The organism is Bradyrhizobium sp. SZCCHNRI20481 (assembly GCF_032485055.1).
In the GTDB taxonomy this organism is placed as follows: domain Bacteria; phylum Pseudomonadota; class Alphaproteobacteria; order Rhizobiales; family Xanthobacteraceae; genus Bradyrhizobium.
In genome coordinates, this window is sequence record NZ_JAUEUE010000015.1 from 158,975 (window position 1) to 182,243 (window position 23,269).

Genomic DNA, 23,269 nt, shown 5'->3' on the forward strand with positions numbered 1-23,269 from the left:
GTAATCTCGCCCACATCGAGTTGCAGGATGTTTGGTATATGGTATACCAGACATCCTAACAACAATTCTGGTCGTCACCCCATCGCGGGTTCGGGGAGCAAGCGCTTATGAACATTCACGAATATCAGGCCAAGGCACTGCTGCACGAGTTCGGCGTGCCGATTTCCAAGGGCGTGCCGGTTCTCCGTCCGGAGGACGCGGATGCGGCGGCGAAGACGCTCGGCGGCCCGGTCTGGGTCGTGAAGAGCCAGATCCACGCCGGTGGCCGTGGCAAGGGCAAGTTCAAGGAGGCCTCGGCCGGCGACAAGGGCGGCGTCCGCCTCGCCAAGTCGATCGACGAGGTCAACACTTTCGCCAAGCAGATGCTGGGCGCGACGCTGGTGACGGTGCAGACCGGCCCCGACGGCAAGCAGGTCAACCGCCTCTACATCGAGGACGGCTCGGATATCGACAAGGAGTTCTATCTGTCGCTGCTGGTCGACCGCGAGACCTCGAAGGTCGCCTTCGTCGTGTCGACCGAAGGCGGCGTCAACATCGAGGACGTCGCTCACGAGACCCCTGAAAAGATCGTCACCTTCTCGGTCGACCCGGCCACCGGCGTCATGCCGCATCACGGCCGTGCCGTCGCCAAGGCGCTGAAGCTCTCCGGCGATCTCGCCAAGCAGGCCGAGAAGCTCACCACCCAGCTCTACAATGCGTTCGTCGCCAAGGACATGGCGATGCTCGAGATCAACCCGCTGGTCGTCACCAAGCAGGGCCAGCTCCGCGTGCTCGACGCCAAGGTGTCGTTCGACTCCAACGCGCTGTTCAAGCATCCCGAGGTCGTCGCGCTGCGCGACGAGACCGAGGAGGACGCCAAGGAGATCGAGGCCTCGAAGTACGACCTCAACTACGTCGCGCTCGACGGCACCATCGGCTGCATGGTCAACGGCGCCGGCCTCGCCATGGCGACGATGGACATCATCAAGCTCTACGGCATGGAGCCCGCCAACTTCCTCGACGTCGGCGGCGGCGCCAGCAAGGAGAAGGTCGCGGCGGCGTTCAAGATCATCACCGCCGACCCGAACGTGAAGGGCATCCTGGTCAACATCTTCGGCGGCATCATGAAGTGCGATGTCATCGCCGAGGGCGTGGTGGCCGCGGTCAAGGAAGTGGGTCTGAAGGTGCCGCTGGTGGTGCGCCTCGAAGGCACCAATGTCGATCTCGGCAAGAAGATCATCAGCGAGTCCGGTCTGAACGTGCTGCCCGCCGACAATCTCGACGACGCCGCGCAGAAGATCGTCAAGGCCGTCAAGGGAGGCTGAGCGCCGTTTCAGGCGCTCGCTCACTCCTCACCGCAACGCTTTTAGAGAAAGCACGATGTCCATCCTCATCGACAAGAACACCAAGGTCATCTGCCAGGGCTTCACCGGCAAGAACGGCACCTTCCACTCCGAGGCGGCGATCGCCTATGGCACCAAGATGGTCGGCGGCACCTCGCCGGGCAAAGGCGGCTCCACCCATCTCGGCCTGCCGGTGTTCGACACCGTCAAGGAGGCCCGCGAGGCCACCGGCGCCGATGCCTCGGTGATCTACGTTCCGCCTCCGGGCGCAGCGGATGCGATCTGCGAGGCGATCGACGCCGAGATCCCGCTGATCGTCTGCATCACCGAGGGTATCCCGGTGCTCGACATGGTCAGGGTCAAGCGCTCGCTGCAGGGCTCCAAGTCGCGCCTGATCGGGCCGAACTGCCCGGGCGTCATGACCGCCGGCGAGTGCAAGATCGGCATCATGCCGGCCAACATCTTCAAGCCCGGCTCCGTCGGCATCGTGTCGCGCTCCGGCACCCTGACCTATGAAGCGGTGTTCCAGACCACCTCGGAAGGCCTGGGCCAGACCACCGCGGTCGGCATCGGCGGCGACCCGGTCAAGGGCACCGAGTTCATCGACATGCTGGAGATGTTCCTGGCTGACCCGAAGACGACCTCGATCATCATGATCGGTGAGATCGGCGGCTCGGCCGAGGAGGACGCGGCGCAGTTCATCAAGGACGAAGCCAAGCGCGGCCGCAAGAAACCGATGGTGGGATTCATTGCCGGTGTCACCGCCCCTCCCGGCCGTCGCATGGGTCATGCCGGCGCGATCATCTCGGGCGGCAAGGGCGATGCCGGCTCGAAGACGGCCGCGATGGAAGCTGCTGGTATTACAGTGTCTCCGTCGCCCGCACGGCTCGGCAAGACGCTTGTCGAAAAGTTGAAATCCTGATTCAGGGCTTAGTGCTTTTCGGCGCGAATATTTACAATAAATAAGGTAGACGGTCCTAACCGGAGCCTGATCCGCTTTGTCAGCGGGTCAGGCATTGCGCCGTTTTGATTGGGCGCATCGAAATTACCAGGACGCCACCATGTCTCGCCAAGACGCGAACGCCGCCTTCGCCCTGTCGTCTTTTCTGCAGGGCACCAATGCCACCTACATCGATGAGATCTACGCCCGCTACGAGAAGGATCCCGCCTCGGTCGATCCCGAGTGGCAGGAATTCTTCAAGAGCCTGAAGGATGCGCCGACCGACGTGCAGAAGAATGCGTCGGGTCCCTCCTGGGCGCGCAGCAACTGGCCGGTGGCCCCGCGCGACGAGCTGACCTCGGCGCTCGACGGCAACTGGGCGGTGGTCGAGAAGAAGGTCGGCGAGAAGATTGCGCAGAAGGCGCAGACCAAGGGCGTCGAACTGTCGCTGGCCGACGTCAACCAGGCCACCCGCGACTCCGTCCGTGCGTTGATGCTGATCCGCGCCTACCGCATGCGCGGCCACTTCCACGCCAAGCTCGATCCGCTCGGCATCGAGGCGCCGCGCAACCGCGAAGAGCTCGACCCGCGCTCCTACGGCTTCACCGAGGCCGATTTCGACCGCAAAATCTTCCTCGATCACGTGCTGGGCCTCGAATACGGCTCCCTGCGCGAGATCGTCGCGATCTGCGAGCGCACCTATTGCCAGACGCTCGGCGTCGAGTTCATGCACATCACGAATGCGGCGCAGAAGGCCTGGATCCAGGAGCGCATCGAGGGGCCGGACAAGGAGATCTCGTTCACCCGCGAGGGCCGTCGCGCCATCCTGCAGAAGCTGATCGAATCCGAAGGCTTCGAGAAGTTCTGCGACGTCAAGTTCACCGGCACCAAGCGCTTCGGTCTCGACGGCGGCGAGTCGCTGATCCCGGCGCTGGAGCAGATCATCAAGCGCGGCGGCAATCTCGGCGTGAAGGAGATCGTGCTCGGCATGCCGCATCGCGGCCGCCTGAACGTGCTGACCCAGGTCATGGGCAAGGCGCACCGGGCGTTGTTCCACGAGTTCAAGGGCGGCTCGGCCAATCCCGACGCGGTCGAAGGCTCCGGCGACGTCAAGTACCACCTCGGCGCCTCCTCAGACCGCGAGTTCGACGGCAACCGGATCCATCTGTCGCTGACTGCCAACCCGTCGCATCTCGAGATCGTCGACCCCGTGGTGCTCGGCAAGGTCCGCGCCAAGCAGGATCAGCACGGCGATCCGCCGGACATGCGCATCTCGGTGCTGCCGCTGCTGATGCATGGCGACGCGGCGTTCGCCGGCCAGGGCGTCGTGGCGGAGTGCTTCGCGCTCTCCGACCTGAAGGGCTACCGGACCGGTGGCTCGATTCATTTCATCGTCAACAACCAGATCGGCTTCACGACCTATCCGCGCTATTCGCGCTCGTCGCCCTATCCGTCCGACGTCGCCAAGATGATCGACGCGCCGATCTTCCATGTGAACGGCGACGATCCGGAGGCGGTGGTGTTCGCGGCCAAGGTCGCGACCGAGTTCCGGCAGAAGTTCCACAAGCCGGTCGTCATCGACATGTTCTGCTACCGCAGGCATGGCCACAACGAGGGTGACGAGCCGGCTTTCACCCAGCCGGTGATGTACAAGAAGATCGCCGGTCATCCGTCGACCCTGGAGATCTACTCCAAGCGCCTGGTCGCCGAAGGCGTCATGACCGAGGGCGAGGTCGACAAGGCCAAGGCCGACTGGCGCGCCCGTCTCGACGCCGAGTTCGAGGCCGGCACCTCCTATCGTCCCAACAAGGCCGACTGGCTCGACGGCAAGTGGGCAGGGTTCAAGTCTGCCGACCAGGAAGAAGAAGCGCGCCGCGGCGTGACCGGCGTCGAGCTCGACCGTCTCAAGGAGATCGGCCGCAAGATCACCAAGGTGCCGGACGGCTTCCGCCTGCACCGCACGATCCAGCGCTTCCTCGAGAACCGCGCCAAGGCGATCGACAGCGGCATCGGGATCGACTGGGCGACCGGCGAGGCGCTGGCGTTCTGCTCGCTGCTCCTGGAAGGCCACAAGGTTCGTCTGTCCGGCCAGGACAGCGAACGCGGCACCTTCTCGCAACGTCACTCGGTCTTGATCGACCAGGAGGACGAGAGCCGCTACACGCCGTTCAACCATCTGGCGCCGGAGCAGGGCCATTTCGAGGTCATCAACTCGCTGCTCTCGGAAGAGGCGGTGCTCGGCTTCGAATACGGCTACTCGCTTGCCGAGCCCACTGCGCTGACGCTGTGGGAGGCGCAGTTCGGCGATTTCGCCAACGGCGCCCAGGTGCTGTTCGACCAGTTCATCTCGTCGGGTGAGCGCAAATGGCTGCGCATGTCCGGCCTCGTCTGCCTGCTGCCGCATGGCTATGAGGGCCAGGGCCCCGAGCATTCGTCGGCCCGCCTTGAGCGCTATCTGCAGATGTGCGCCGAGGACAACATGCAGGTGGTCTATCCGACCACGCCGGCGAACTACTTCCATGTGATGCGTCGCCAGCTGCATCGCGAGATCCGCAAGCCGCTGATCGTGATGACGCCGAAGTCGCTGCTGCGCCACAAGCGCGCGGTGTCGCGGCTCGAGGAGCTGGCCAAGGGAACGACCTTCCACCGCATCCTGTACGATGACGCCCAGATGCAGGCGGACGACAAGACCAAGCTGGTGCCGGACGATCAGATCCGCCGCATCGTGCTGTGCTCGGGTAAGGTCTATTACGACCTGTATGACGAGCGCGAGAAGCGCGGGCTCAACGACGTCTATCTGATGCGCGTCGAGCAGCTTTACCCGGTGCCGCTCAAGGCGCTGGTCGCCGAGCTCAGCCGCTTCAAGAACGCCGAAGTGGTGTGGTGTCAGGAAGAGCCCCGCAACATGGGCGCCTGGCATTTCATCGAGCCGTATATCGAATGGGTGCTGAACCAGACCGGCGGCAAGAGCAAGCGTCCGCGCTATGCCGGCCGCGCCGCGTCGGCGGCCACCGCCACGGGCCTGATGTCGAAGCATCTTGCGCAACTGAAGGCGCTGCTCGACGAAGCCCTGAACTGAACCTGCCTATAGAGGCGCCCCGCAAGCCATGCGGGGCGCAAGTACATCGCGTTGATCGTCCGTCCCGCATCGCTTGCTCGCCGCAAGGCGATGGCGGACGGACTTTATGGCCGCACGGGTTATTGAGGATAAAAGACCATGACTGAAATTCGCGTTCCGACGCTGGGTGAATCCGTCACCGAAGCCACCATCGGCCGCTGGTTCAAGAAGGCTGGCGACGCGGTTGCCGTCGACGAGCCCCTCGTCGAACTCGAGACCGACAAGGTCACGATCGAGGTGCCCGCGCCGTCGGCCGGCACCTTGGGCGAGATCATCGCCAAGGATGGTGAGACGGTCGCCGTCGGCGCGCTGCTCGGCCAGATCACCGATGGCGCGGCGGCTGCCAAGCCGGCCGCTGCTGCTCCGGCTCCGGCAAAGCCCGCTGCCTCCGCGCCGCCGGCTGCGGCACCTGCGCCGGCCAAGGCGCTGCCAGCCGATACGCCGCAGGCCCCGTCGGTGCGCAAGCTCTCGGCCGAGAGCGGCGTCGATGCCACCACCGTGCCCGGATCGGGCAAGGACGGCCGCGTCACCAAGGGCGACATGCTGGCCGCGATCGAGCGCGCCGCCTCGGCGCCGACTCCGGTCAATCAGCCGGCCGCCGCCGTGCAGGTGCGTGCGCCGTCGCCCGCTGACGATGCGGCGCGCGAGGAGCGCGTGAAGATGACCCGGCTGCGCCAGACCATCGCGCGCCGCCTCAAGGACGTCCAGAACACCGCGGCCATGCTCACGACCTTCAACGAGGTCGACATGACCAACGTGATGGCGCTGCGCAGCCAGTACAAGGACGTGTTCGAGAAGAAGCACGGCTCGAAGCTCGGCTTCATGGGCTTCTTCACCAAGGCGGTGGTGCAGGCGCTGAAGGACATTCCGGCGGTCAACGCCGAGATCGACGGCTCGGACCTGATCTACAAGAACTACTATCACATCGGCGTCGCCGTCGGCACCGACAAGGGCCTGGTCGTGCCGGTCGTGCGCGACTGTGACCACAAGTCGATCGCCGACATCGAGAAGGGCATCGCCGATTTCGGCCGCCGCGCCCGTGACGGCCAGCTCAAGATCGACGAGATGCAGGGCGGCACCTTCACGATCACCAATGGCGGCATCTACGGCTCGCTGATGTCGACCCCGATCCTGAACGCGCCGCAGTCCGGCATCCTCGGCATGCACAAGATCCAGGAGCGCCCCGTCGTGGTTGCCGGCAAGATCGAGGTCCGCCCGATGATGTATCTCGCGCTGTCCTACGATCACCGCGTCATCGACGGCAAGGAGGCGGTGACCTTCCTGGTGCGCGTCAAGGAGAGCCTGGAGGATCCGGCGCGGCTCGTGCTGGATCTCTGAGCAACGTCATATCTGATGCTCGAGAGGCGCGCCGAAAGCGCGCCTCAAACCTAACGGGGGCCATCATGACCGATCGAGTTGCAGTGATCACCGGCGGCAGCCGCGGCATCGGCCGCGCCACCGCCATTGCGGCCGCATCGCGCGGCTTCAAGATCGTGGTCGGCTACGCCTCCAACGAGGCGGCGGCGCAGAGCACGGTGGCCGCGATCGAGGCCAAGAACGGCAAGGCCATCGCGGTCAAATGCGACGTCGGCCGCGAGCACGACATCCTCGCTCTGTTCAAGGCGGCCGACAAGTTCGGTACCCTCGGCGCTCTCATCAACAACGCTGGCATCGTCGGCCCCACCACGCGCGTCGACGAGATGAGCGCGGAGCGCATCGAGCGATTGATGGCGGTCAACGTCACCGGCAGCATCCTGTGCGCACGTGAGGCCGTGAAGCGGATGTCGACGCGGCATGGTGGTCAGGGCGGCGTCATCATCAATTTGTCGTCGGTCGCGGCCAGGCTCGGCTCGCCCAACACCTATGTCGACTACGCCGCCTCGAAAGGGGCGATCGATTCCTTCACCGTCGGCCTCGGTCACGAGGTCGCGAACGAAGGCATCCGCGTCGCCGCGATCCGCCCGGGCCTGATCGACACCGAGATCCATGCCGCCGGCGGCGAGCCCGATCGCGCCCACCGCCTTGCCCCCATGGTGCCGATGAAGCGCGTCGGCACCGCGGAGGAAGTCGCCAATGCCATCGTCTGGCTGCTGTCGGACGAGGCCTCCTATGTCACTTCGGCCATTCTCGACGTGTCGGGCGGACGCTGACGACCGTCGTCATCTTTGACTGCAAGCTTACGGAACATTCGATCATGGCATCTTACGATCTCGTCGTCATCGGCACCGGACCCGGTGGGTATGTCTGCGCCATCCGCGCGGCGCAGCTCGGCATGAAGGTGGCCGTAGTCGAGAAGAACGCGACCCTCGGCGGCACCTGCCTCAACGTTGGCTGCATGCCGTCGAAGGCGCTGCTGCACGCCTCCGAGCTGTTCGAGGAGGCCGGGCACTCCTTCGCCAAGATGGGCGTCAAGGTGTCGCAGCCCGAGCTCGATCTGCCGGCGATGATGAACTTCAAGCAGCAGGGCATCGACGGCAACGTCAAGGGCGTCGAGTTCCTGATGAAGAAGAACAAGATCGACGTGCTCGTGGGCAAGGGCAAAATCCTCGGCACAGGCAAGCTGCAGGTGACCGGCAATGACGGCGCGGTGCAGACCGTCGAGACCAAGAACATCGTGATCGCGACCGGCTCGGACATTGCGCGCCTGAAGGGCATCGAGATCGACGAGACGCGCATCGTCTCCTCGACCGGCGCGCTGTCGCTGGAGAAAGTGCCTTCGAGGCTGCTGGTGGTCGGCGCCGGCGTGATCGGGCTCGAGCTCGGCTCGGTGTGGCGCCGCCTCGGCGCCAAGGTCACCGTGGTCGAATTCCTCGACCGCATCCTGCCCGGCATGGATGGCGAGATCGCGAAACAGTTTCAGCGCATTCTCGAGAAGCAGGGCTTTGCGTTCAAGCTCGGCGCCAAGGTGACCGGCGTCGATACGTCCGGGGCTACGCTCTCGGCGACCATCGAGCCCGCCGCGGGCGGAGCGGCTGAAAAGATCGAAGCCGATGTCGTGCTGGTGGCGATCGGGCGCGTGCCCTACACCGACGGTCTTGGCCTGCAGGAGGCCGGCGTGGTGCTCGACAATCGCGGCCGCGTCCAGATCGATCACCATTTCGCGACCAGCGTGCCGGGCGTCTATGCCATCGGCGACGTCGTCGCCGGGCCCATGCTCGCGCACAAGGCCGAGGACGAGGGTGTTGCGGTCGCCGAGATCATCGCCGGACAGGCCGGCCATGTGAACTACGACGTCATTCCCGGCGTCGTTTACACGACGCCGGAAGTCGCGTCCGTCGGCAAGACCGAGGACGAGCTGAAGCAGGCGGGCGTCGCCTATACCGTCGGCAAGTTTCCGTTTACCGCGAACGGTCGTTCCAAGGTCAATCAGACCACTGACGGCTTCGTGAAGATCCTTGCGGATGCGAAGACGGATCGCGTGCTCGGCGCCCATATCATCGGCCGCGAGGCCGGGGAAATCATTCACGAGGCCGCCGTATTGATGGAGTTCGGTGGCTCTGCCGAGGATCTCGCGCGCACCTGCCACGCGCATCCGACGCGGTCGGAGGCCGTCAAGGAAGCCGCGCTTGCGGTGGGCAAGCGGGCCATCCATATGTGATGGACGCCCGGAGACGTCTTCGGTGGGTGCGACAAAACGCCCGCTGGTGACGCTGAACCGAACGGCAAGGCGCGAGGTCGTATCGTCATAGCGGCCTCAACCCGCGGGGCCTGGCGGAGATGGAGTCCGATGCTGCGCCGCCTGCTTCAGCCGTTCTGGGTTCTGCTTGCGATCATCTTCCTGATCGAGGCCTGGCTGTGGGACCATCTCGAGCCGATCGTGGCGCGCATTGTCGCCGCGATACCGCTGCGTAGTTTCAAGCACTGGCTGGCCGGGCGCATTGAGACGCTGTCGCCGGCGCTGACCCTGATCGTCTTCGTCGTGCCGGTCGTGCTGCTGTTTCCGCTCAAGCTGATCGGCATGTGGCTGCTGATGCACCAGCAGTGGAAGTTTGCGCTGGCCACGATCGTGTTCGGCAAGATCGTCGGCGTCGGCGTCACCGCCTTCATCTTCGATGTGACGCGCAGCAAGCTGCTGCAGATGTCCTGGTTCGCGTGGCTCTACGAGGCCGTGCTCGCGCTGCGCAGGAAAGCCGCGGCGCTGGTCGATCCGATCAAGCAGCGCATCCGCGAGATCATCCGCGGCAATGCCGATGGCTGGTCATCGCGCGTGCTGCGCGTGATCATGCGCTTCCGCAGGAGCGTGCAGCAGGCGCGGTAGTGGTGGTCGCCACGTCGCAAAGCCAGTTGCTGTCGCTGACCTCAGTGCAGATGCAAGAGATGTGGCTGGAACAGGCCGAGCAACGTCATGGCAATACCGATCAGCGCGAGCCCTCCGGACGCCCAGGCCAGCACGAGCATGCCCGTGATGATCGTCGCTGACGCCAGCACGATGCCGATCTGGAAGGCGGCCGACGCGAGCTCATAGTGGTGGTACTTTGCGGTGGCGAGGTCGCGCTCGTGCTCGGCATGCTTGGCGCGTTCGGCCAGCTGCTCGCTGCCTTCGCCGGTCTCCGGCTCTGAGCGGTAACGGGCGGCATTCTTCTGCCAGTCGTCGATCTGCTTCTGCAACGCCGCCTTGGCCGCCTCGTCCGGCAGCGCCGGCAGGTTCAGCTTGCCCTGCTCGGCGGCGGTCTGCACCACGGTGCGGCGCACGGTCTTGGCCTGGAAGAAGGCCCAGAGGTTGGAGGCCTCGACGTTCTTGCTGATCGATTCGGTCTGCGCGCCCTTGCCGAGCGTTTCCGACAGCGCCAGGAACAGGGCGATGACGGCGATCAGCAGCGCGATCTTCTTGTTTTCGCCCGACGCGTGCTCGGCATGCTCCGCATGCTCCATGCTCTCATGTGCGCTCATCTGTTCCCCTCCGGATCAAGCGCGAGAACGATTGCCGGAAGCTCGGTGGTCGCGCAAGGGAAACGATGTGACGGAACGGTGTCACCGCCGCGGATGCGCCGACGCGTAGACCTGCAGCAGCCGCTCCGAATCGATGCCGGTATAGACCTGGGTGGTCGACAGCGAGGCGTGGCCGAGCAGCTCCTGGATGGCGCGCAGATCGCCGCCGCGCGACAGCAGGTGCGTCGCGAAGGAATGGCGCAGCGCGTGCGGCGTGGCGCTGTCGGGCAGGCCGAGCGCGCCGCGCAGCCGCTCCATGGCGAGCTGAATGATTCGTGGGCTCAGCGGGCCGCCCTTGGCGCCGAGGAACATCGGTCCCTCCGCGGGCAGCGGATAGGGACAGAGCTTGGCGTAGTCGTCGATCAGCTGCAGCACGTTCTGCAGCACCGGCACCATGCGGGTCTTGTTGCCCTTGCCGGTCACGACCAGCACGTCGCCTTCGCCCGGCCGTGGCACCTCGCGGCGCTTGAGGCCGAGCGCTTCGGAGATGCGCAGGCCCGAGCCGTAGAGCAGGGCCATCACAGCGGCGTCGCGCGCCAGCACCCAGGTCTCCCGGGTCTCGCCGGCGCGCTCGTCGGCATCGGCGAGCCGCTTGGCGGCATCCATCGGCAGCGGCTTGGGCAGGCTCTTGGCGATCTTTGGCGCGCGGATTCCGGAGAGTGCGCCGACCTTGCCCTTGCCCTCGCGCTCGAGGAAGCGGCCGAACGAGCGCAGGCCCGCCAAGGTTCGCATCAGGGAGCGTCCGGCGATGTCGTCGGCGCGGCGCATCGCCATGAAAGCGCGGATATCGGCCGCCTCCAGCGCAGCGAAGCGCGCCAGCGTCACCGGCTCGCCCCAATGGGTGCAGAGGAATTGCAGGCATTGCCGCAGGTCACGGGCATAGGCCTCGACCGTCTTCGGCGACAGCCGGCGCTCGCTGCGCAGATGCGCCAGCCACTGCATCATGACCTGGATGACGCCTTCGTCGGCGCCGAGGAGGTCGGTTTGCTCGGGCTTCTCCGCCGCTGATGTCGTGGTCGCAGCCATCGCGAACAGCTCGATCTCGTCTCGTCGAGTCATGTATATCGCACTGTCGTCCTTTATCGTTCGCTAACTTTGCCGGGCGGCTTTCGCTTCAGCCAGAGCAAGGCTATCTCCGGCCTCATGGACCGCCCGACCGATCTCTTTCCAGGTGCAGCCAGCGCGACCGGCGTGGTCGACGTGCTGGTTCCGGTCGCGCTGGACCACACCTATTCCTACCGTGTGCCGCGCGGCATGGACCTGAAGCCTGGCGATGTCGTCGGCGTGCCGCTGGGCCCGCGCGAGGTGCTGGCGGTGGTGTGGGCCGAGAATGCCAATCCCGATCCGCGCCTGCACAACCGGCTCAAGGACGTCAGCGAGAAGCTCGATGTGCCGCCGCTCAAGCCGGAGCTGCGGTCCCTGATCGACTGGGTCGCCAATTATACGCTGTCGCCCCGCGGCATGGTGCTGCGGATGTCCCTGCGCATGGGCGAGCATCTCGGCCCGGAGCGCGTTCGCCTCGGCGTCCGGCTGGTCGGCGAGCCGCCGAAGCGGCTGACGCCGTCACGCCGCCGCGTCATCGACGCCGTTTCCGACGGCCTGCTGCACGGCAAGTCGGATCTGGCGCGCGAGGTCGGCGTGTCCGGGGGCGTGATCGACGGCCTGGTCGACGAGGGCACCTTGACGGTGGAGGCGATGCCGCGGACGCTGGCGCCGCCGGCGCCCGATCCCGACTTCGCCCGGCCGGAGTTCTTCGACGCGCAGCAGGCCGGCGTCGAGGCGATGCGGGCGCTGGCCGCGAGCGGCACGTTCCAGGTTGCGCTGCTCGACGGCGTCACTGGGTCAGGCAAGACGGAAGTCTATTTCGAGGCGGTGGCCGAAACGGTCCGCCGCGGCCGGCAGTCGCTGATCCTGATGCCGGAGATCGCGCTGACCGGCCAATTCCTGGAGCGCTTCTCGCGCCGCTTCGGCGTCCGCCCGCTGGAATGGCATTCCGAGCTGACCCCGCGCAACCGTCAGCGCAACTGGGCTTCGATCGCCGCCGGCGAGGCGCCGGTGGTCGTCGGCGCCCGCTCGGCGCTGTTCCTGCCCTATGCCGATCTCGGCCTGATCATCGTCGATGAGGAGCACGACCAGGCCTACAAGCAGGACGAGGGCGCCCATTACCACGCCCGCGACATGGCCGTGGTGCGCGGCCACATCGCCAAGATCCCGGTGGTGCTGGCGTCAGCGACGCCCTCGGTGGAGACCGAGGTCAATGCCCGCAAGGGCCGCTACCAGCGCGTGGCGCTGCCGTCGCGCTTCGGCGGCCAGCACATGCCGCATATCGAGGCCATCGATCTCCGGCGCGAGCCGCCGCCGCGCGGCCGCTATATCTCGCCGCGGCTGGCCGGCGAGATCCGCACCGCGATCGAGCGCGGCGAGCAGGCGCTGCTGTTCCTGAACCGCCGCGGCTATGCGCCGCTCACCCTGTGCCGCGCCTGCGGTCACCGCTTCGCCTGCACCATCTGCGACGCCTGGCTGGTCGATCACCGCTTTCGCCAGCGGCTGGTCTGCCACCATTGCGGCTTCTCGATGCCGCGTCCGCCGACCTGTCCGCACTGCGCGGCCGAGGAATCGTTGGTCGCGGTGGGACCCGGTGTGGAGCGGTTGCAGGAGGAGGCGGCGGTGCTGTTTCCGGAGGCGCGCAGCATGGTGCTGTCGAGCGATCTGATCACCTCGATCGAGACCATGCGCGCCGAGCTGACGGAGATCGCGGAAGGCCGCGTCGATCTCATCATCGGCACCCAGCTCGTCGCCAAGGGGCATAACTTTCCGCGGCTCAATCTCGTCGGTGTGGTCGATGCCGATCTCGGCCTCGGCAATGGCGATCCGCGCGCCGCCGAGCGCACCTGGCAGCTCCTGAACCAGGTGATCGGCCGCGCCGGCCGTGAGCAGGGGCGAGGCCGAGGCTACCTGCAGACCCACCAGCCCGAGCATCCCGTCATGAAGGCGCTGGTCGCCTGCGACCGCGAGGCCTTCTACACCAGCGAGATCGACGTCCGCGAGCGCACCGGCTATCCGCCGTTCGGGCGGCTCGCGAGCCTGATCATCTCGGCCGGAGACCGGCCCACCGCAGAGGGCTTCGCTCGCCGGCTGGTCGCGTCGGCGCCGCGCGAGGAGGGTGTGCTGCTGCTCGGCCCAGCCGAGGCGCCGCTTGCGGTGATAAAGGGCCGCTACCGCTTTCGGCTGCTGCTCAAGTCGGCACGCAATTTCGACCTGTCGGATTATCTGCGCCACTGGCTGGCGCATGCCGAGAAGCCCAAGGGCAATCTCAAGCTCGAGGTCGACGTCGACCCGCAGAGCTTCCTATAGCGCTCTCTCCACCGTCATTGCGAGCGCAGCGAAGCAATCCAGGGCCGGGTCGGGGCCCTGGATTGCTTCGTCGCTTCGCTCCTCGCAATGACGCGGAAGGATCGGTTGCCTTACGACACGACCTCAGCGGTGACGCGGCCGACGCCGGCGCGGGTCAGGCCGATAGCGCGGGCGGCACCGGTCGAGAGGTCGAGCACACGGCCACGGATGAACGGGCCGCGGTCGTTGACGGTGACGATGACGCTGTTGCCGCCATGGGTCACGCGCAGCTTGGTGCCGAACGGCAGCGAGCGGTGCGCGCAGGTCATGGCGTTGGCGTTCATGCGCTGGCCGGAAGCAGTGCGGCTGCCGGACTCGTTGCCGTAGTACGACGCCATGCCGGAAAAGCTGCGGCCGGTGCCGGACGACGGCGTGACCGCTGCGTTGGAGTTCATCCACGAGGAGCCGTTGGACGACCATCCGTTCGAGAACGAGTCGGCCGCGGGCTGAGCAGCATGGCGCGACATGTGGTGATGGTGGTGGCGAGCGTGGTGCTGGTGGTGCCTGGACCGGGCCGAGGCTTCGGTGGCGCTGCCGCCGACGATCAGCGTCACGGCAACAGCGAGCGCGGTGCGCGAGCCGGCGATCTTGCCAGCCGAGATGTTCTTCAGTTTCAGCATCTATGTCCCTCGAACAGTATTGCCGCGTTCTGCGGCCAGTGAACCCCCGTCAGGTGTTGAGGCGGGCGCCGTTTGGTGGGGCAATGAGGCGTGAATGGGGCAGTAGAAATTGTTTCGCTCTGATCGAAACATCTTGCATCGCGGTCTACTCATCACGGAAAATTCCGTAATCCGTTGCTTTAACGTTTCATTAGCGATCAAATACTTTCAAATACTGTTGAGTTAAGTTCTCGCTTAGGACGTCAAGATGTCAGCAAGTAATGTCGATGCGGGCCGGCCGGCGGCCGCCGGGCACCGCCAACGGGAGTCAAGGCCAAACCAGCATGGCGGCCATGCAGCAACAGCTGGAACCTTGTCCGAAGTGATTGGTATTGGGGTCGGGTCGCGTGTTGGGCGCGATCAGCGTGTCCGTTGGACGGGCGCTTACGCTCCGACCGCGGCGCGGCAACAAGGTGCCGAATAGCGGGCCACCGCTTGTTGCGGCTGCGCGTACGCTATGTTAGCAAAGCGCCGCTTTTCGTGATCAAGCTGCTCCCGCGGCGATCGAAAATCAAAGTCCTGCTTGAATTCCAAGGGCTTAACTGGTTTGCGCCGCAGCGGCGCGCCGGTGTCCCTCTTGTGGGTTGGGCACATATAAAAAGAGCACGTCTGTGGCTGCTGAAGATCCCTCCGTATCCGGTGTGTCCGGTCGTTACGCGACGGCCCTGTTTGAACTGGCCCGTGACGAAAAGTCCGTCGATGCGGTCAAGGCCGATCTCGACAGGTTCAATGCCCTCCTCGATGAGAGCGCCGATCTCAAGCGCCTTGTCCGCAGTCCGGTGTTCGGTGCGGATGTGCAGCTCAAGGCGCTCAATGCGGTGCTGGACAAGGCCGGCATCGCCGGCGTCGCCGCCAACGTGCTGCGCGTGCTGACCGCCAACCGCCGCCTGTTCGCGGTGACCGACGTGATCCGCGCCTTCAACGCGCTGGTCGCCAAATACAAGGGAGAGGCCACGGCCGACGTCGTCGTCGCCGAGCCGCTCTCCGACAAGAATCTCGACGCCTTGAAGGCCTCACTGAAGACGGTGACCGGCAAGGACGTCGCGCTCAACGTGAAAGTCGATCCAGCGATTATCGGCGGGCTCGTCGTCAAGCTCGGCAGCCGCATGATCGATAGTTCGCTTCGCACCAAACTCAACTCGATCAAGCACGCGATGAAAGAGGCAGGCTGATGGACATCCGCGCCGCGGAAATTTCCGCGATCCTCAAGGACCAGATCAAGAATTTCGGGCAGGAAGCCGAAGTTACCGAAGTCGGACAGGTGCTGTCCGTCGGTGACGGTATCGCCCGCGTCTACGGTCTCGACAACGTCCAGGCCGGTGAGATGGTCGAGTTCGAGAACGGCACCCGCGGCATGGCGCTGAACCTTGAGACCGACAATGTCGGCGTCGTCATCTTCGGCGCCGACCGCGAGATCAAGGAAGGCCAGACCGTCAAGCGCACCCGCGCCATCGTCGACGCTCCGGTCGGCAAGGGTCTGCTCGGCCGCGTCGTCGACGCGCTCGGCAATCCGATCGACGGCAAGGGCCCGATCCAGGCGACCGAGCGCAAGCGCGTCGACGTCAAGGCCCCCGGCATCATTCCGCGCAAGTCGGTGAACGAGCCGATGTCGACCGGCCTCAAGGCGATCGATGCCCTGATCCCGGTCGGCCGTGGCCAGCGCGAGCTGATCATTGGTGACCGTCAGACCGGCAAGACCGCGATCGCGCTCGACACCATCCTGAACCAGAAGCCGCTCAACGTTGCCGGCGCCCCCGAGAGCCAGAAGCTGTATTGCGTCTACGTCGCGATCGGCCAGAAGCGCTCCACCGTTGCTCAGTTCGTCAAGGTGCTCGAAGAGCAGGGCGCGCTGGAATACTCGATCGTCATCGCCGCCACCGCGTCCGATCCGGCTCCGATGCAGTATCTCGCGCCGTTCACCGGCTGCACCATGGGCGAGTACTTCCGCGACAACGGCATGCACGCCGTCATCATCTATGACGATCTGTCGAAGCAGGCCGTCGCCTATCGCCAGATGTCGCTGCTGCTGCGCCGTCCGCCGGGCCGCGAGGCCTATCCGGGCGACGTATTCTATCTGCATTCGCGCCTGCTCGAGCGGGCCGCCAAGCTCAGCAAGGACCATGGTCTGGGGTCGCTCACCGCGCTGCCCGTCATCGAGACCCAGGCCAACGACGTGTCGGCCTACATCCCGACCAACGTCATTTCGATCACTGACGGCCAGATCTTCCTGGAGACCGATCTGTTCTTCCAGGGCATCCGTCCTGCCGTGAACGTCGGTCTGTCGGTGTCGCGCGTCGGCTCCTCGGCCCAGACCAAGGCGATGAAGAAGGTCGCCGGCAAGATCAAGGGCGAGCTGGCGCAGTACCGCGAAATGGCGGCGTTCGCGCAGTTCGGCTCCGACTTGGACGCCTCGACGCAGCGCCTGCTCAACCGCGGGGCGCGCCTGACCGAGCTCCTGAAGCAGCCGCAGTTCTCGCCGCTGAAGATGGAAGAGCAGGTCTGCGTGATCTGGGCCGGCACCAACGGCTATCTCGATCCGCTCCCGCTCAACAAGGTGCGCGCGTTCGAGGACGGCCTGCTGTCGCTGCTGCGCGGCAAGAATGCCGACCTGCTGAACGCGATCCGTGACAGCAAGGATCTGTCCGACGACAGCGCCGCCAAGCTGAAGGCGGTGGTCGAAGGCTTCGCCAAGACCTTCGCCTGACGGCAAAGGATGGCCGGACTTCGCCCGGCCATCAACGTCGTCGACGTGGGACAACAAGACATCTCATGTCCGGCACCAGGCCGGGCATGACCAATCTCGAGGGTTGAACGGCAAGGTCCCAAGGGGATCCGGCCGCCGGGGTGAGATCGACGAACAATGGCGTCACTGAAAGACATGCGGGTCCGCATCGCCTCGACCAAGGCGACGCAGAAGATCACCAAGGCCATGCAGATGGTCGCGGCCTCCAAGCTGCGCCGTGCGCAGCTCGCGGCCGAGGCGGCGCGTCCCTATGCCGAGAAGATGGACGCTGTGATCTCCAACATCGCGAGCGCCACCATCGCCTCCGCCGGCGGGCCGAAGCTGCTCGCGGGTACCGGTCGCGACCAGGTGCACCTGCTGCTGGTCTGCACCGGCGAGCGCGGCCTGTCCGGCGCGTTCAACTCCTCGATCGTCCGCCTGGCGCGCGAGCGTGCGCTCGCCCTGATGAACCAGGGCAAGGAGGTGAAGTTCTTCTGCGTCGGCCGCAAAGGTTATGAGCAGCTTCGCCGCCAGTTCGACAAGCAGATCGTCGAGCACATGGACCTGCGCTCGGTGCGCCAGATCGGCTTCGCCAATGCCGACGAGATCGCCAAGAAGGTCATCGCCCGTTTCGATGCCGGCGAGTTCGACGTCTGCACGCTGTTCTATTCGCGCTTCCGCTCGGTGATCGCGCAGATCCCGACCGCCCAGCAGATCATTCCGCTGGTGGTCGAGGCGCGGCCCGCCAACGCGGCGCCGCTGGCGCCTTACGAGTATGAGCCGGAGGAGGACGAGATCCTGGCCGGACTGCTGCCGCGCAATCTCGCGGTGCAGATCTTCCGCGCGCTGCTCGAAAACAACGCCTCGTTCTACGGGGCGCAGATGTCGGCCATGGACAACGCCACCCGCAACGCCGGCGAGATGATCCGCAAGCAGACGCTGATCTACAACCGCACGCGTCAGGCGATGATCACCAAGGAACTGATCGAAATCATTTCGGGCGCCGAGGCGGTCTAACCGGATCGCGTCGCGCCCCGTTGAAGCGCAACCCAAGGACATATCCCGGTCGAGCCGACCGTGGTTTCGTATACGGATCGTAAGGAGAGAAATCCAATGGCTACCGCAGCCAACCAGATCGGTCGCATCACCCAGGTCATCGGCGCCGTCGTCGACGTGCAGTTCGAAGGTCACCTGCCGGCCATTCTCAACTCGCTCGAAACCAAGAACGGCGGCAACCGCCTCGTGCTTGAGGTCGCCCAGCATCTCGGCGAGTCCACCGTGCGCACCATCGCGATGGACACCACCGAGGGCCTGGTTCGCGGCCAGGAAGTCAGCGACACCGGGTCGCCGATCAGGGTGCCGGTCGGCGTCGGCACGCTCGGCCGCATCATGAACGTGATCGGCGAGCCGATCGACGAGGCCGGCCCGGTCGAGGCCGAGGGCCTGCGCCCGATCCACGCGGACGCGCCGAGCTACACCGATCAGTCGACCGAAGCGGAAATCCTCGTCACCGGCATCAAGGTCGTCGACCTCTTGGCGCCCTACGCCAAGGGCGGCAAGATCGGCCTGTTCGGCGGCGCCGGCGTCGGAAAGACCGTGCTGATCCAGGAGCTGATCAACAACGTCGCCAAGGCGCACGGTGGTTATTCGGTGTTCGCCGGCGTCGGCGAGCGTACCCGTGAAGGCAACGACCTCTATCACGAGTTCATCGAGTCCAAGGTCAACGCCGATCCGCACAATCCCGATCCGAGCGTCAAGTCGAAGTGCGCGCTGGTGTTCGGCCAGATGAACGAGCCGCCGGGCGCCCGCGCCCGCGTCGGCCTGACCGGCCTGACCGTCGCCGAGCACTTCCGTGACCAGGGCCAGGACGTGCTGTTCTTCGTCGACAACATCTTCCGCTTCACCCAGGCCGGCTCGGAAGTGTCGGCGCTGCTCGGCCGCATCCCCTCGGCGGTGGGTTATCAGCCGACGCTGGCCACCGACATGGGCGCGCTGCAGGAGCGCATCACCACCACCAACAAGGGCTCGATCACCTCGGTGCAGGCGATCTACGTGCCGGCCGACGACTTGACCGACCCGGCGCCGGCGACCTCGTTCGCCCACTTGGACGCCACCACCGTGCTCAACCGCGCGATCTCGGAAAAGGGCATCTACCCCGCCGTGGACCCGCTCGACTCGACCTCGCGCATGCTCTCCCCGCTGGTCGTCGGCGAGGAGCACTATCAGACCGCGCGTCAGGTCCAGCAGATCCTGCAGCGCTACAAGTCGCTGCAGGACATCATCGCCATCCTGGGCATGGACGAACTGTCGGAAGAGGACAAGCTGACCGTGGCCCGCGCCCGCAAGATCGAGCGCTTCCTGTCGCAGCCTTTCCACGTCGCCGAAATCTTCACGGGATCGCCGGGCAAGTTCGTGGACCTCGCCGACACCATCAAGGGCTTCAAGGGCCTGTGTGAAGGCAAGTACGACCACCTGCCGGAGGCCGCCTTCTACATGGTCGGCAACATCGACGAGGCGGTCGAGAAGGGCAAGAAGCTGGCCGCCGAGGCGGCCTAAGGGCGAATAGCGAATAGGGAGTAGCGAATAGACGAACTGTTCGCTGCTTCCTCCTTCACTACTCGCCATTCGCTATTCGCTATCAGCAGGTTCCCAATGGCAACTTTCCATTTCGATCTCGTCTCGCCGGAAAAGATCGCCTTCTCGGGCGAGGTCGACCAGGTCGACGTTCCCGGCCAGGAGGGTGATTTCGGCGTGCTCGCCGGCCATGCGCCATTCGTGGCGACGCTGCGGCCGGGTATCCTGACGGTGACCGCTGGCGGCTCGCAGCAGAAGATCATCGTGCTCGGCGGCCTCGCCGAGATCTCGGACAAGGGTCTGACGGTTCTGGCCGACGTCGCGACGTCGCTGAAGGAGCTCGACCAGACCGCTTTCGCGGCCGAGATCGCCGGCATGGAATCCAAGCTGAACGAGAAGCAGGGCAACGAGCTCGATCGTGCGATCGAGCGGCTCGATCACTTCAAGACGATCCAGCAGCAGCTCAACACGACCGCGCTGCATTGATCCAACAGCACGACGTATGAATGAACGTTCATGGCCGGGCTCTGCCCGGCCATTTTCGTTTTCCGGCTCGAACGTCCGGGGCCGGCGGATGACTACTAGCAAGGGATGCCGGTTGCGTGCTCGCCGATCTGACGGCATGCTCCCGGCCGTTCGACTGGGCGTGGTGACATGGCAGGGCAGATCGTGTTGAAGCGCAAGATCGCGGCGATTTTTGCCGCCGATATTGCCGGCTATTCCCGCCTCGTCGCCGAGGATGAAGAGGAGACGCTGCGGCGTCTGGCGGCCTATCGCGAAGTGGTCGACGACTTCATCGCGCGCGCCGGTGGCCGCATCTTCAACACCGCGGGCGATGCCGTGCTCGCGGAGTTTCCCAGCGCGGTCGAAGCGGTGCGCTGCGCGATCGACATTCAGGAGAGCCTGCGCACGCGCAACATGGCCTATCCGCCGAACCGGCAGATGAGCTACCGCATCGGCATCACCATCGGCGACGTCGTCGAGCGCGACGGCGATCTGCTCGGTGACGGCGTCAACATCGCAGCCAGGCTGGAGGGGCTCGCCGATGTCGGCGGCATCTGCATCTCGCGCGCGGTGCACGAGCAGGTCGCCAATAAGCTGTCGGTGCAGTTCGCCGACATGGGTGCGCGGGAGGTCAAGAACATCCCGACCCCGGTGCACGCCTATCGGGTCGCGATGCGCCGCGAGGACGGCACCTACGCGCCGCCGGAAGAAAAGAAAGTCGCCCGCGGCGGCGGGCTCCGCCTGATCTGGCGAATTGCGGCCGCCCTGGTTGCGCTCGGAGCCGTCGGGGTCGGGACTGAGCTCTATCTGGACTACCGCGATCCGCATCCTGTGCAGCGCGATGCCGCCAAGGCGGCGGCGGAAGCGCTGGCCCGGCTGTCGGCCACGCCGGCTTCGCCTTCCTCGGCCCCGTCTTCATCTCCGTCCCCCGCGGCGACGCAGTCATCCGTCGCCGTGCAGCCCGCTGCCTCGCCGCAGCCGTCACCGCAACCTTCGTCCGTTGTCGCCGCCGAGAAGTTCGCACCTGAAGCCGTGCCGTTCGTGAGCGAGCGGACCCGCATTGCGCTGGCGCGCGACTACGTGCTGGCACCGGATCACAAGGCGTTCGCGACAACGATCAACGGCGTCAGCGCCTATGTCACCGGACAGGCGAGCGATGAGGCCGCGAAATCGGCTGCGCTGGAGCAGTGCCAGCAGCGCGCGGAAAACGCGAACGGACCGCGCAAATGCGAGCTCTATGCCGTCGGCGACAGCGTCGTCTACGTGCACAGCAAGCCACCGTTGCCGCCGCAGCCCTGGGTGCGCCACGACCCGATGACCGAGCGCGCCTTCAGCGCTGCAGAGATGCCGCTGGTGCGCGATACAGGCCGAGCCCGGCTCGAGGCGAACTACGGCACGGCGCGACGGACCAAGGCCATCGCGCTCGGGCCCGGCGGGCAGTTCTTCTATAGCGTCGGCGGCGACCTCGTCGACGACGTGGTTCGCCGCAATCTCGAAGCCTGCGGTGCCCAGGCGGGGACCGCCTGCATCATCGTTGCGCTCGACGATGCCTTCGTGGTGCCGGTGCCGACGGTGATGAAAGCCACCGGCTTCTTCCGCGCGGTCAGCCATCAGGCGATCGCCCCGGAGGCGCGTGAGGAGGTGGCGCGGCGCCTCGAGGCCGCGCCGTCGGGCTGGAACGCGATCGCGGTCGGAACGGCTGGCCGTCCCGGCTTCGGCCTCAACGGCGATCGCGAGGAGACCGCGATCGGCGGCGCGCTGGCCGATTGCGCCACGCGCGACAGCGATTGCCGGGTGATCGCGATCGGCCCGTTCACGGTCGAGGACAATTAAGCCGGCGAACTCTCTCGACCTCGTCTTTCCGAGGCGCGCGGAGCGCGAGGCCGGAATGACGGTGAGCCTCACTCTTCGACGTTGATCAGTCGCCAGCTTTGGCGAGATGCGCAAAGGCCTGCGCCACCGCGCGGTAGACCTCACGGCGGAACGGCACCACCAGATCCGGCACGCGCGCGAGCCGCTCCCAGCGCCAGGCGTCGAACTCGGCCGGCTGGTCGTTGCGCGGCGTCACCGGATCGATGTCGCCCTCGCGTCCGGTGAAACGCATCGCGAACCATTTCTGGCGCTGGCCGCGAAAGCGCGCGAGCCGGTGGTTCGGATCCTCGAATGGGGGAAATTCGTAAGTCAGCCAGTCGGTCTCGCCGAGGATGTCGGCGTCGCGAATGCCGGTCTCCTCCCACAGCTCGCGCCGCGCCGCCGCCTGCAGATCCTCGCCGGGGTCGACGCCGCCCTGCGGCATCTGCCATTCGAGCCCGGGCAGGACGATCTCCGGCCCGTCGTCGCGGAAGCGGCGCCCGAGGAAGACGAGGCCTTCGGCATTGAGCAGGGCGATGCCGACATTCGGCCGGTAGGGTCTGGTTTCGGTCATGCTCATATCCGTGGGGCTTCGTCTCGCATGGCAACGCATCGTGACGGCGTTGTCGCGACGGATCTGCAGAGATTCTTTGCAGTGCGAGCGTATGACACGGTTTCGGCCACGCGTCGCGGTCGGCCCGCGATCGCGAGTCAGCCACCAGCCAGCGTGGCGAATTCCCTCACCACCCGCTCATAGACCGGCCGCTTGAACGGCACGATCAGCCCCGGCAGGTTCTTCATCGGCTCCCAGCGCCAGCTGACGAATTCCGCCTTGTGGTGGCCGCCGCCGGGCCGCTCGACGTTGATCTCGGCATCGGGCCCGGTGAAACGCAGCGCGAACCATTTCTGGCGCTGGCCGCGATAGCGGCCCTTCCAGGCGCGACCCGCGACCGTGCGCGGGATGTCGTAGGTCAGCCAGTCCCCGACCTCGGCCAGCTTCTCGACGGAGCGCACGCTGGTCTCTTCGTACAGCTCGCGTTTGGCCGCCTCCCAGGCATCCTCGCCGGGATCAACGCCGCCCTGCGGCATCTGCCAGACATGGGTGTCGTCGACATGCTCGATCCCGCCGGCGCGGCGACCGATGAAAACCAGCCCCTCCGAATTGATCAGCATGATGCCGACGCAGGTGCGGTAAGGCAGGTCCTCGTAGCGCGTCATTCCGGTCTCGGCCTTCCTGCGGGACCCTGCGCCTCGCTG

The 23,269-nt window shown here is 65.8% G+C and carries 19 protein-coding genes; 14 read left to right on the top strand and 5 right to left on the bottom strand.

The genetic code is table 11. The features are described from left to right. The first annotated feature begins 107 nt into the window (after positions 1–107). The 7 genes from sucC to QX132_RS24225 all read left to right on the top strand — a co-directional run bounded on the left by sucC (position 108) and on the right by QX132_RS24225 (position 9,638). The gene (sucC, locus tag QX132_RS24195; RefSeq protein ID WP_315740707.1) at positions 108–1,304 is read left to right on the top strand and encodes an ADP-forming succinate--CoA ligase subunit beta; all 1,197 of its coding nucleotides are present in this window, start codon (positions 108–110) and stop codon (positions 1,302–1,304) included. Positions 1,305–1,359: 55 nt separating this feature from the next. Next, positions 1,360–2,244, top strand: a complete 885-nt coding sequence (gene sucD / locus QX132_RS24200) for a succinate--CoA ligase subunit alpha (protein ID WP_316163069.1) — start codon at positions 1,360–1,362, stop codon at positions 2,242–2,244. A gap of 139 nt (positions 2,245–2,383) precedes the next feature. Beyond that, positions 2,384–5,341 (top strand): 2-oxoglutarate dehydrogenase E1 component, encoded by a 2,958-nt coding sequence (locus QX132_RS24205; protein WP_315770551.1) that lies wholly within the window; start codon positions 2,384–2,386, stop codon positions 5,339–5,341. A gap of 138 nt (positions 5,342–5,479) precedes the next feature. Then, a complete protein-coding gene (odhB, locus tag QX132_RS24210) occupies positions 5,480–6,718 on the top strand; it encodes a 2-oxoglutarate dehydrogenase complex dihydrolipoyllysine-residue succinyltransferase (protein WP_315740710.1) in 1,239 nt (412 codons plus the stop codon). 65 nt (positions 6,719–6,783) lie between these two features. Continuing rightward, positions 6,784–7,530: an SDR family oxidoreductase gene (locus QX132_RS24215; RefSeq protein WP_315770549.1), complete on the top strand. Its 747-nt coding sequence runs from the start codon at positions 6,784–6,786 to the stop codon at positions 7,528–7,530. Positions 7,531–7,574: 44 nt separating this feature from the next. Continuing rightward, complete coding sequence (lpdA, locus tag QX132_RS24220) at positions 7,575–8,978, top strand: dihydrolipoyl dehydrogenase (protein WP_315740713.1); 1,404 nt, start codon at positions 7,575–7,577, stop codon at positions 8,976–8,978. 129 nt (positions 8,979–9,107) lie between these two features. Next, on the top strand, positions 9,108–9,638 hold the full coding sequence (locus tag QX132_RS24225; protein ID WP_315740714.1) for a hypothetical protein: 531 nt from the start codon (positions 9,108–9,110) through the stop codon (positions 9,636–9,638). A 41-nt stretch (positions 9,639–9,679) separates the two neighbouring features. Here the strand turns inward: QX132_RS24225 and QX132_RS24230 are convergent, their stop codons facing one another. Then, the gene (locus tag QX132_RS24230; RefSeq protein ID WP_316163070.1) at positions 9,680–10,270 is read right to left on the bottom strand and encodes a DUF4337 domain-containing protein; all 591 of its coding nucleotides are present in this window, start codon (positions 10,268–10,270) and stop codon (positions 9,680–9,682) included. A gap of 81 nt (positions 10,271–10,351) precedes the next feature. Further along, positions 10,352–11,335 (bottom strand): tyrosine recombinase XerC, encoded by a 984-nt coding sequence (locus tag QX132_RS24235; protein WP_316163085.1) that lies wholly within the window; start codon positions 11,333–11,335, stop codon positions 10,352–10,354. A 117-nt stretch (positions 11,336–11,452) separates the two neighbouring features. On the opposite strand from QX132_RS24235, the gene QX132_RS24240 reads away from it, so the two are divergent. Beyond that, positions 11,453–13,663, top strand: a complete 2,211-nt coding sequence (locus QX132_RS24240) for a primosomal protein N' (RefSeq protein ID WP_316163071.1) — start codon at positions 11,453–11,455, stop codon at positions 13,661–13,663. A 110-nt stretch (positions 13,664–13,773) separates the two neighbouring features. On the opposite strand, the gene QX132_RS24245 is transcribed toward QX132_RS24240, so the two are convergent. Beyond that, a complete protein-coding gene (locus tag QX132_RS24245; RefSeq protein WP_315740717.1) occupies positions 13,774–14,322 on the bottom strand; it encodes a septal ring lytic transglycosylase RlpA family protein in 549 nt (182 codons plus the stop codon). Positions 14,323–14,972: 650 nt separating this feature from the next. Here QX132_RS24245 and QX132_RS24250 point away from each other — a divergent pair. From QX132_RS24250 to QX132_RS24275, 6 genes are all read left to right on the top strand, one after another. Continuing rightward, a complete protein-coding gene (locus QX132_RS24250; protein ID WP_315715934.1) occupies positions 14,973–15,533 on the top strand; it encodes a F0F1 ATP synthase subunit delta in 561 nt (186 codons plus the stop codon). Beyond that, positions 15,533–17,065 carry a F0F1 ATP synthase subunit alpha gene (gene atpA, locus QX132_RS24255; RefSeq protein ID WP_315715935.1) on the top strand — a complete coding sequence of 511 codons (1,533 nt, stop codon included), beginning with the start codon at positions 15,533–15,535 and terminating at the stop codon, positions 17,063–17,065. The genes QX132_RS24250 and atpA overlap by 1 nt, the downstream gene beginning before the upstream one ends. A gap of 156 nt (positions 17,066–17,221) precedes the next feature. Continuing rightward, on the top strand, positions 17,222–18,100 hold the full coding sequence (locus QX132_RS24260) for a F0F1 ATP synthase subunit gamma (protein WP_315770540.1): 879 nt from the start codon (positions 17,222–17,224) through the stop codon (positions 18,098–18,100). A gap of 96 nt (positions 18,101–18,196) precedes the next feature. Further along, positions 18,197–19,639, top strand: coding sequence for a F0F1 ATP synthase subunit beta (gene atpD / locus QX132_RS24265; protein ID WP_315740720.1), 1,443 nt, complete (start codon positions 18,197–18,199; stop codon positions 19,637–19,639). A gap of 96 nt (positions 19,640–19,735) precedes the next feature. Continuing rightward, complete coding sequence (locus QX132_RS24270) at positions 19,736–20,143, top strand: F0F1 ATP synthase subunit epsilon (protein ID WP_315740721.1); 408 nt, start codon at positions 19,736–19,738, stop codon at positions 20,141–20,143. A gap of 168 nt (positions 20,144–20,311) precedes the next feature. Next, positions 20,312–21,994: an adenylate/guanylate cyclase domain-containing protein gene (locus tag QX132_RS24275; protein ID WP_316163072.1), complete on the top strand. Its 1,683-nt coding sequence runs from the start codon at positions 20,312–20,314 to the stop codon at positions 21,992–21,994. 85 nt (positions 21,995–22,079) lie between these two features. On the opposite strand, the gene QX132_RS24280 is transcribed toward QX132_RS24275, so the two are convergent. Then, positions 22,080–22,586 carry an RNA pyrophosphohydrolase gene (locus QX132_RS24280; protein WP_316163073.1) on the bottom strand — a complete coding sequence of 169 codons (507 nt, stop codon included), beginning with the start codon at positions 22,584–22,586 and terminating at the stop codon, positions 22,080–22,082. A gap of 137 nt (positions 22,587–22,723) precedes the next feature. After that, positions 22,724–23,230, bottom strand: a complete 507-nt coding sequence (locus QX132_RS24285) for an RNA pyrophosphohydrolase (protein WP_316163074.1) — start codon at positions 23,228–23,230, stop codon at positions 22,724–22,726. Between the last annotated feature and the right edge of the window lie 39 nt (positions 23,231–23,269).

Coding starts and splice junctions, on each gene's coding strand:
- sucC (WP_315740707.1), top strand. CDS start 108: ATGAACATTCACGAATATCAGGCCAAGGCACTGCTGCACGAGTTCGGC.
- sucD (WP_316163069.1), top strand. CDS start 1,360: ATGTCCATCCTCATCGACAAGAACACCAAGGTCATCTGCCAGGGCTTC.
- QX132_RS24205 (WP_315770551.1), top strand. CDS start 2,384: ATGTCTCGCCAAGACGCGAACGCCGCCTTCGCCCTGTCGTCTTTTCTG.
- odhB (WP_315740710.1), top strand. CDS start 5,480: ATGACTGAAATTCGCGTTCCGACGCTGGGTGAATCCGTCACCGAAGCC.
- QX132_RS24215 (WP_315770549.1), top strand. CDS start 6,784: ATGACCGATCGAGTTGCAGTGATCACCGGCGGCAGCCGCGGCATCGGC.
- lpdA (WP_315740713.1), top strand. CDS start 7,575: ATGGCATCTTACGATCTCGTCGTCATCGGCACCGGACCCGGTGGGTAT.
- QX132_RS24225 (WP_315740714.1), top strand. CDS start 9,108: ATGCTGCGCCGCCTGCTTCAGCCGTTCTGGGTTCTGCTTGCGATCATC.
- QX132_RS24230 (WP_316163070.1), bottom strand. CDS start 10,270: ATGAGCGCACATGAGAGCATGGAGCATGCGGAGCATGCCGAGCACGCG.
- QX132_RS24235 (WP_316163085.1), bottom strand. CDS start 11,335: ATGGCTGCGACCACGACATCAGCGGCGGAGAAGCCCGAGCAAACCGAC.
- QX132_RS24240 (WP_316163071.1), top strand. CDS start 11,453: ATGGACCGCCCGACCGATCTCTTTCCAGGTGCAGCCAGCGCGACCGGC.
- QX132_RS24245 (WP_315740717.1), bottom strand. CDS start 14,322: ATGCTGAAACTGAAGAACATCTCGGCTGGCAAGATCGCCGGCTCGCGC.
- atpA (WP_315715935.1), top strand. CDS start 15,533: ATGGACATCCGCGCCGCGGAAATTTCCGCGATCCTCAAGGACCAGATC.
- QX132_RS24260 (WP_315770540.1), top strand. CDS start 17,222: ATGGCGTCACTGAAAGACATGCGGGTCCGCATCGCCTCGACCAAGGCG.
- atpD (WP_315740720.1), top strand. CDS start 18,197: ATGGCTACCGCAGCCAACCAGATCGGTCGCATCACCCAGGTCATCGGC.
- QX132_RS24270 (WP_315740721.1), top strand. CDS start 19,736: ATGGCAACTTTCCATTTCGATCTCGTCTCGCCGGAAAAGATCGCCTTC.
- QX132_RS24275 (WP_316163072.1), top strand. CDS start 20,312: ATGGCAGGGCAGATCGTGTTGAAGCGCAAGATCGCGGCGATTTTTGCC.
- QX132_RS24280 (WP_316163073.1), bottom strand. CDS start 22,586: ATGACCGAAACCAGACCCTACCGGCCGAATGTCGGCATCGCCCTGCTC.
- QX132_RS24285 (WP_316163074.1), bottom strand. CDS start 23,230: ATGACGCGCTACGAGGACCTGCCTTACCGCACCTGCGTCGGCATCATG.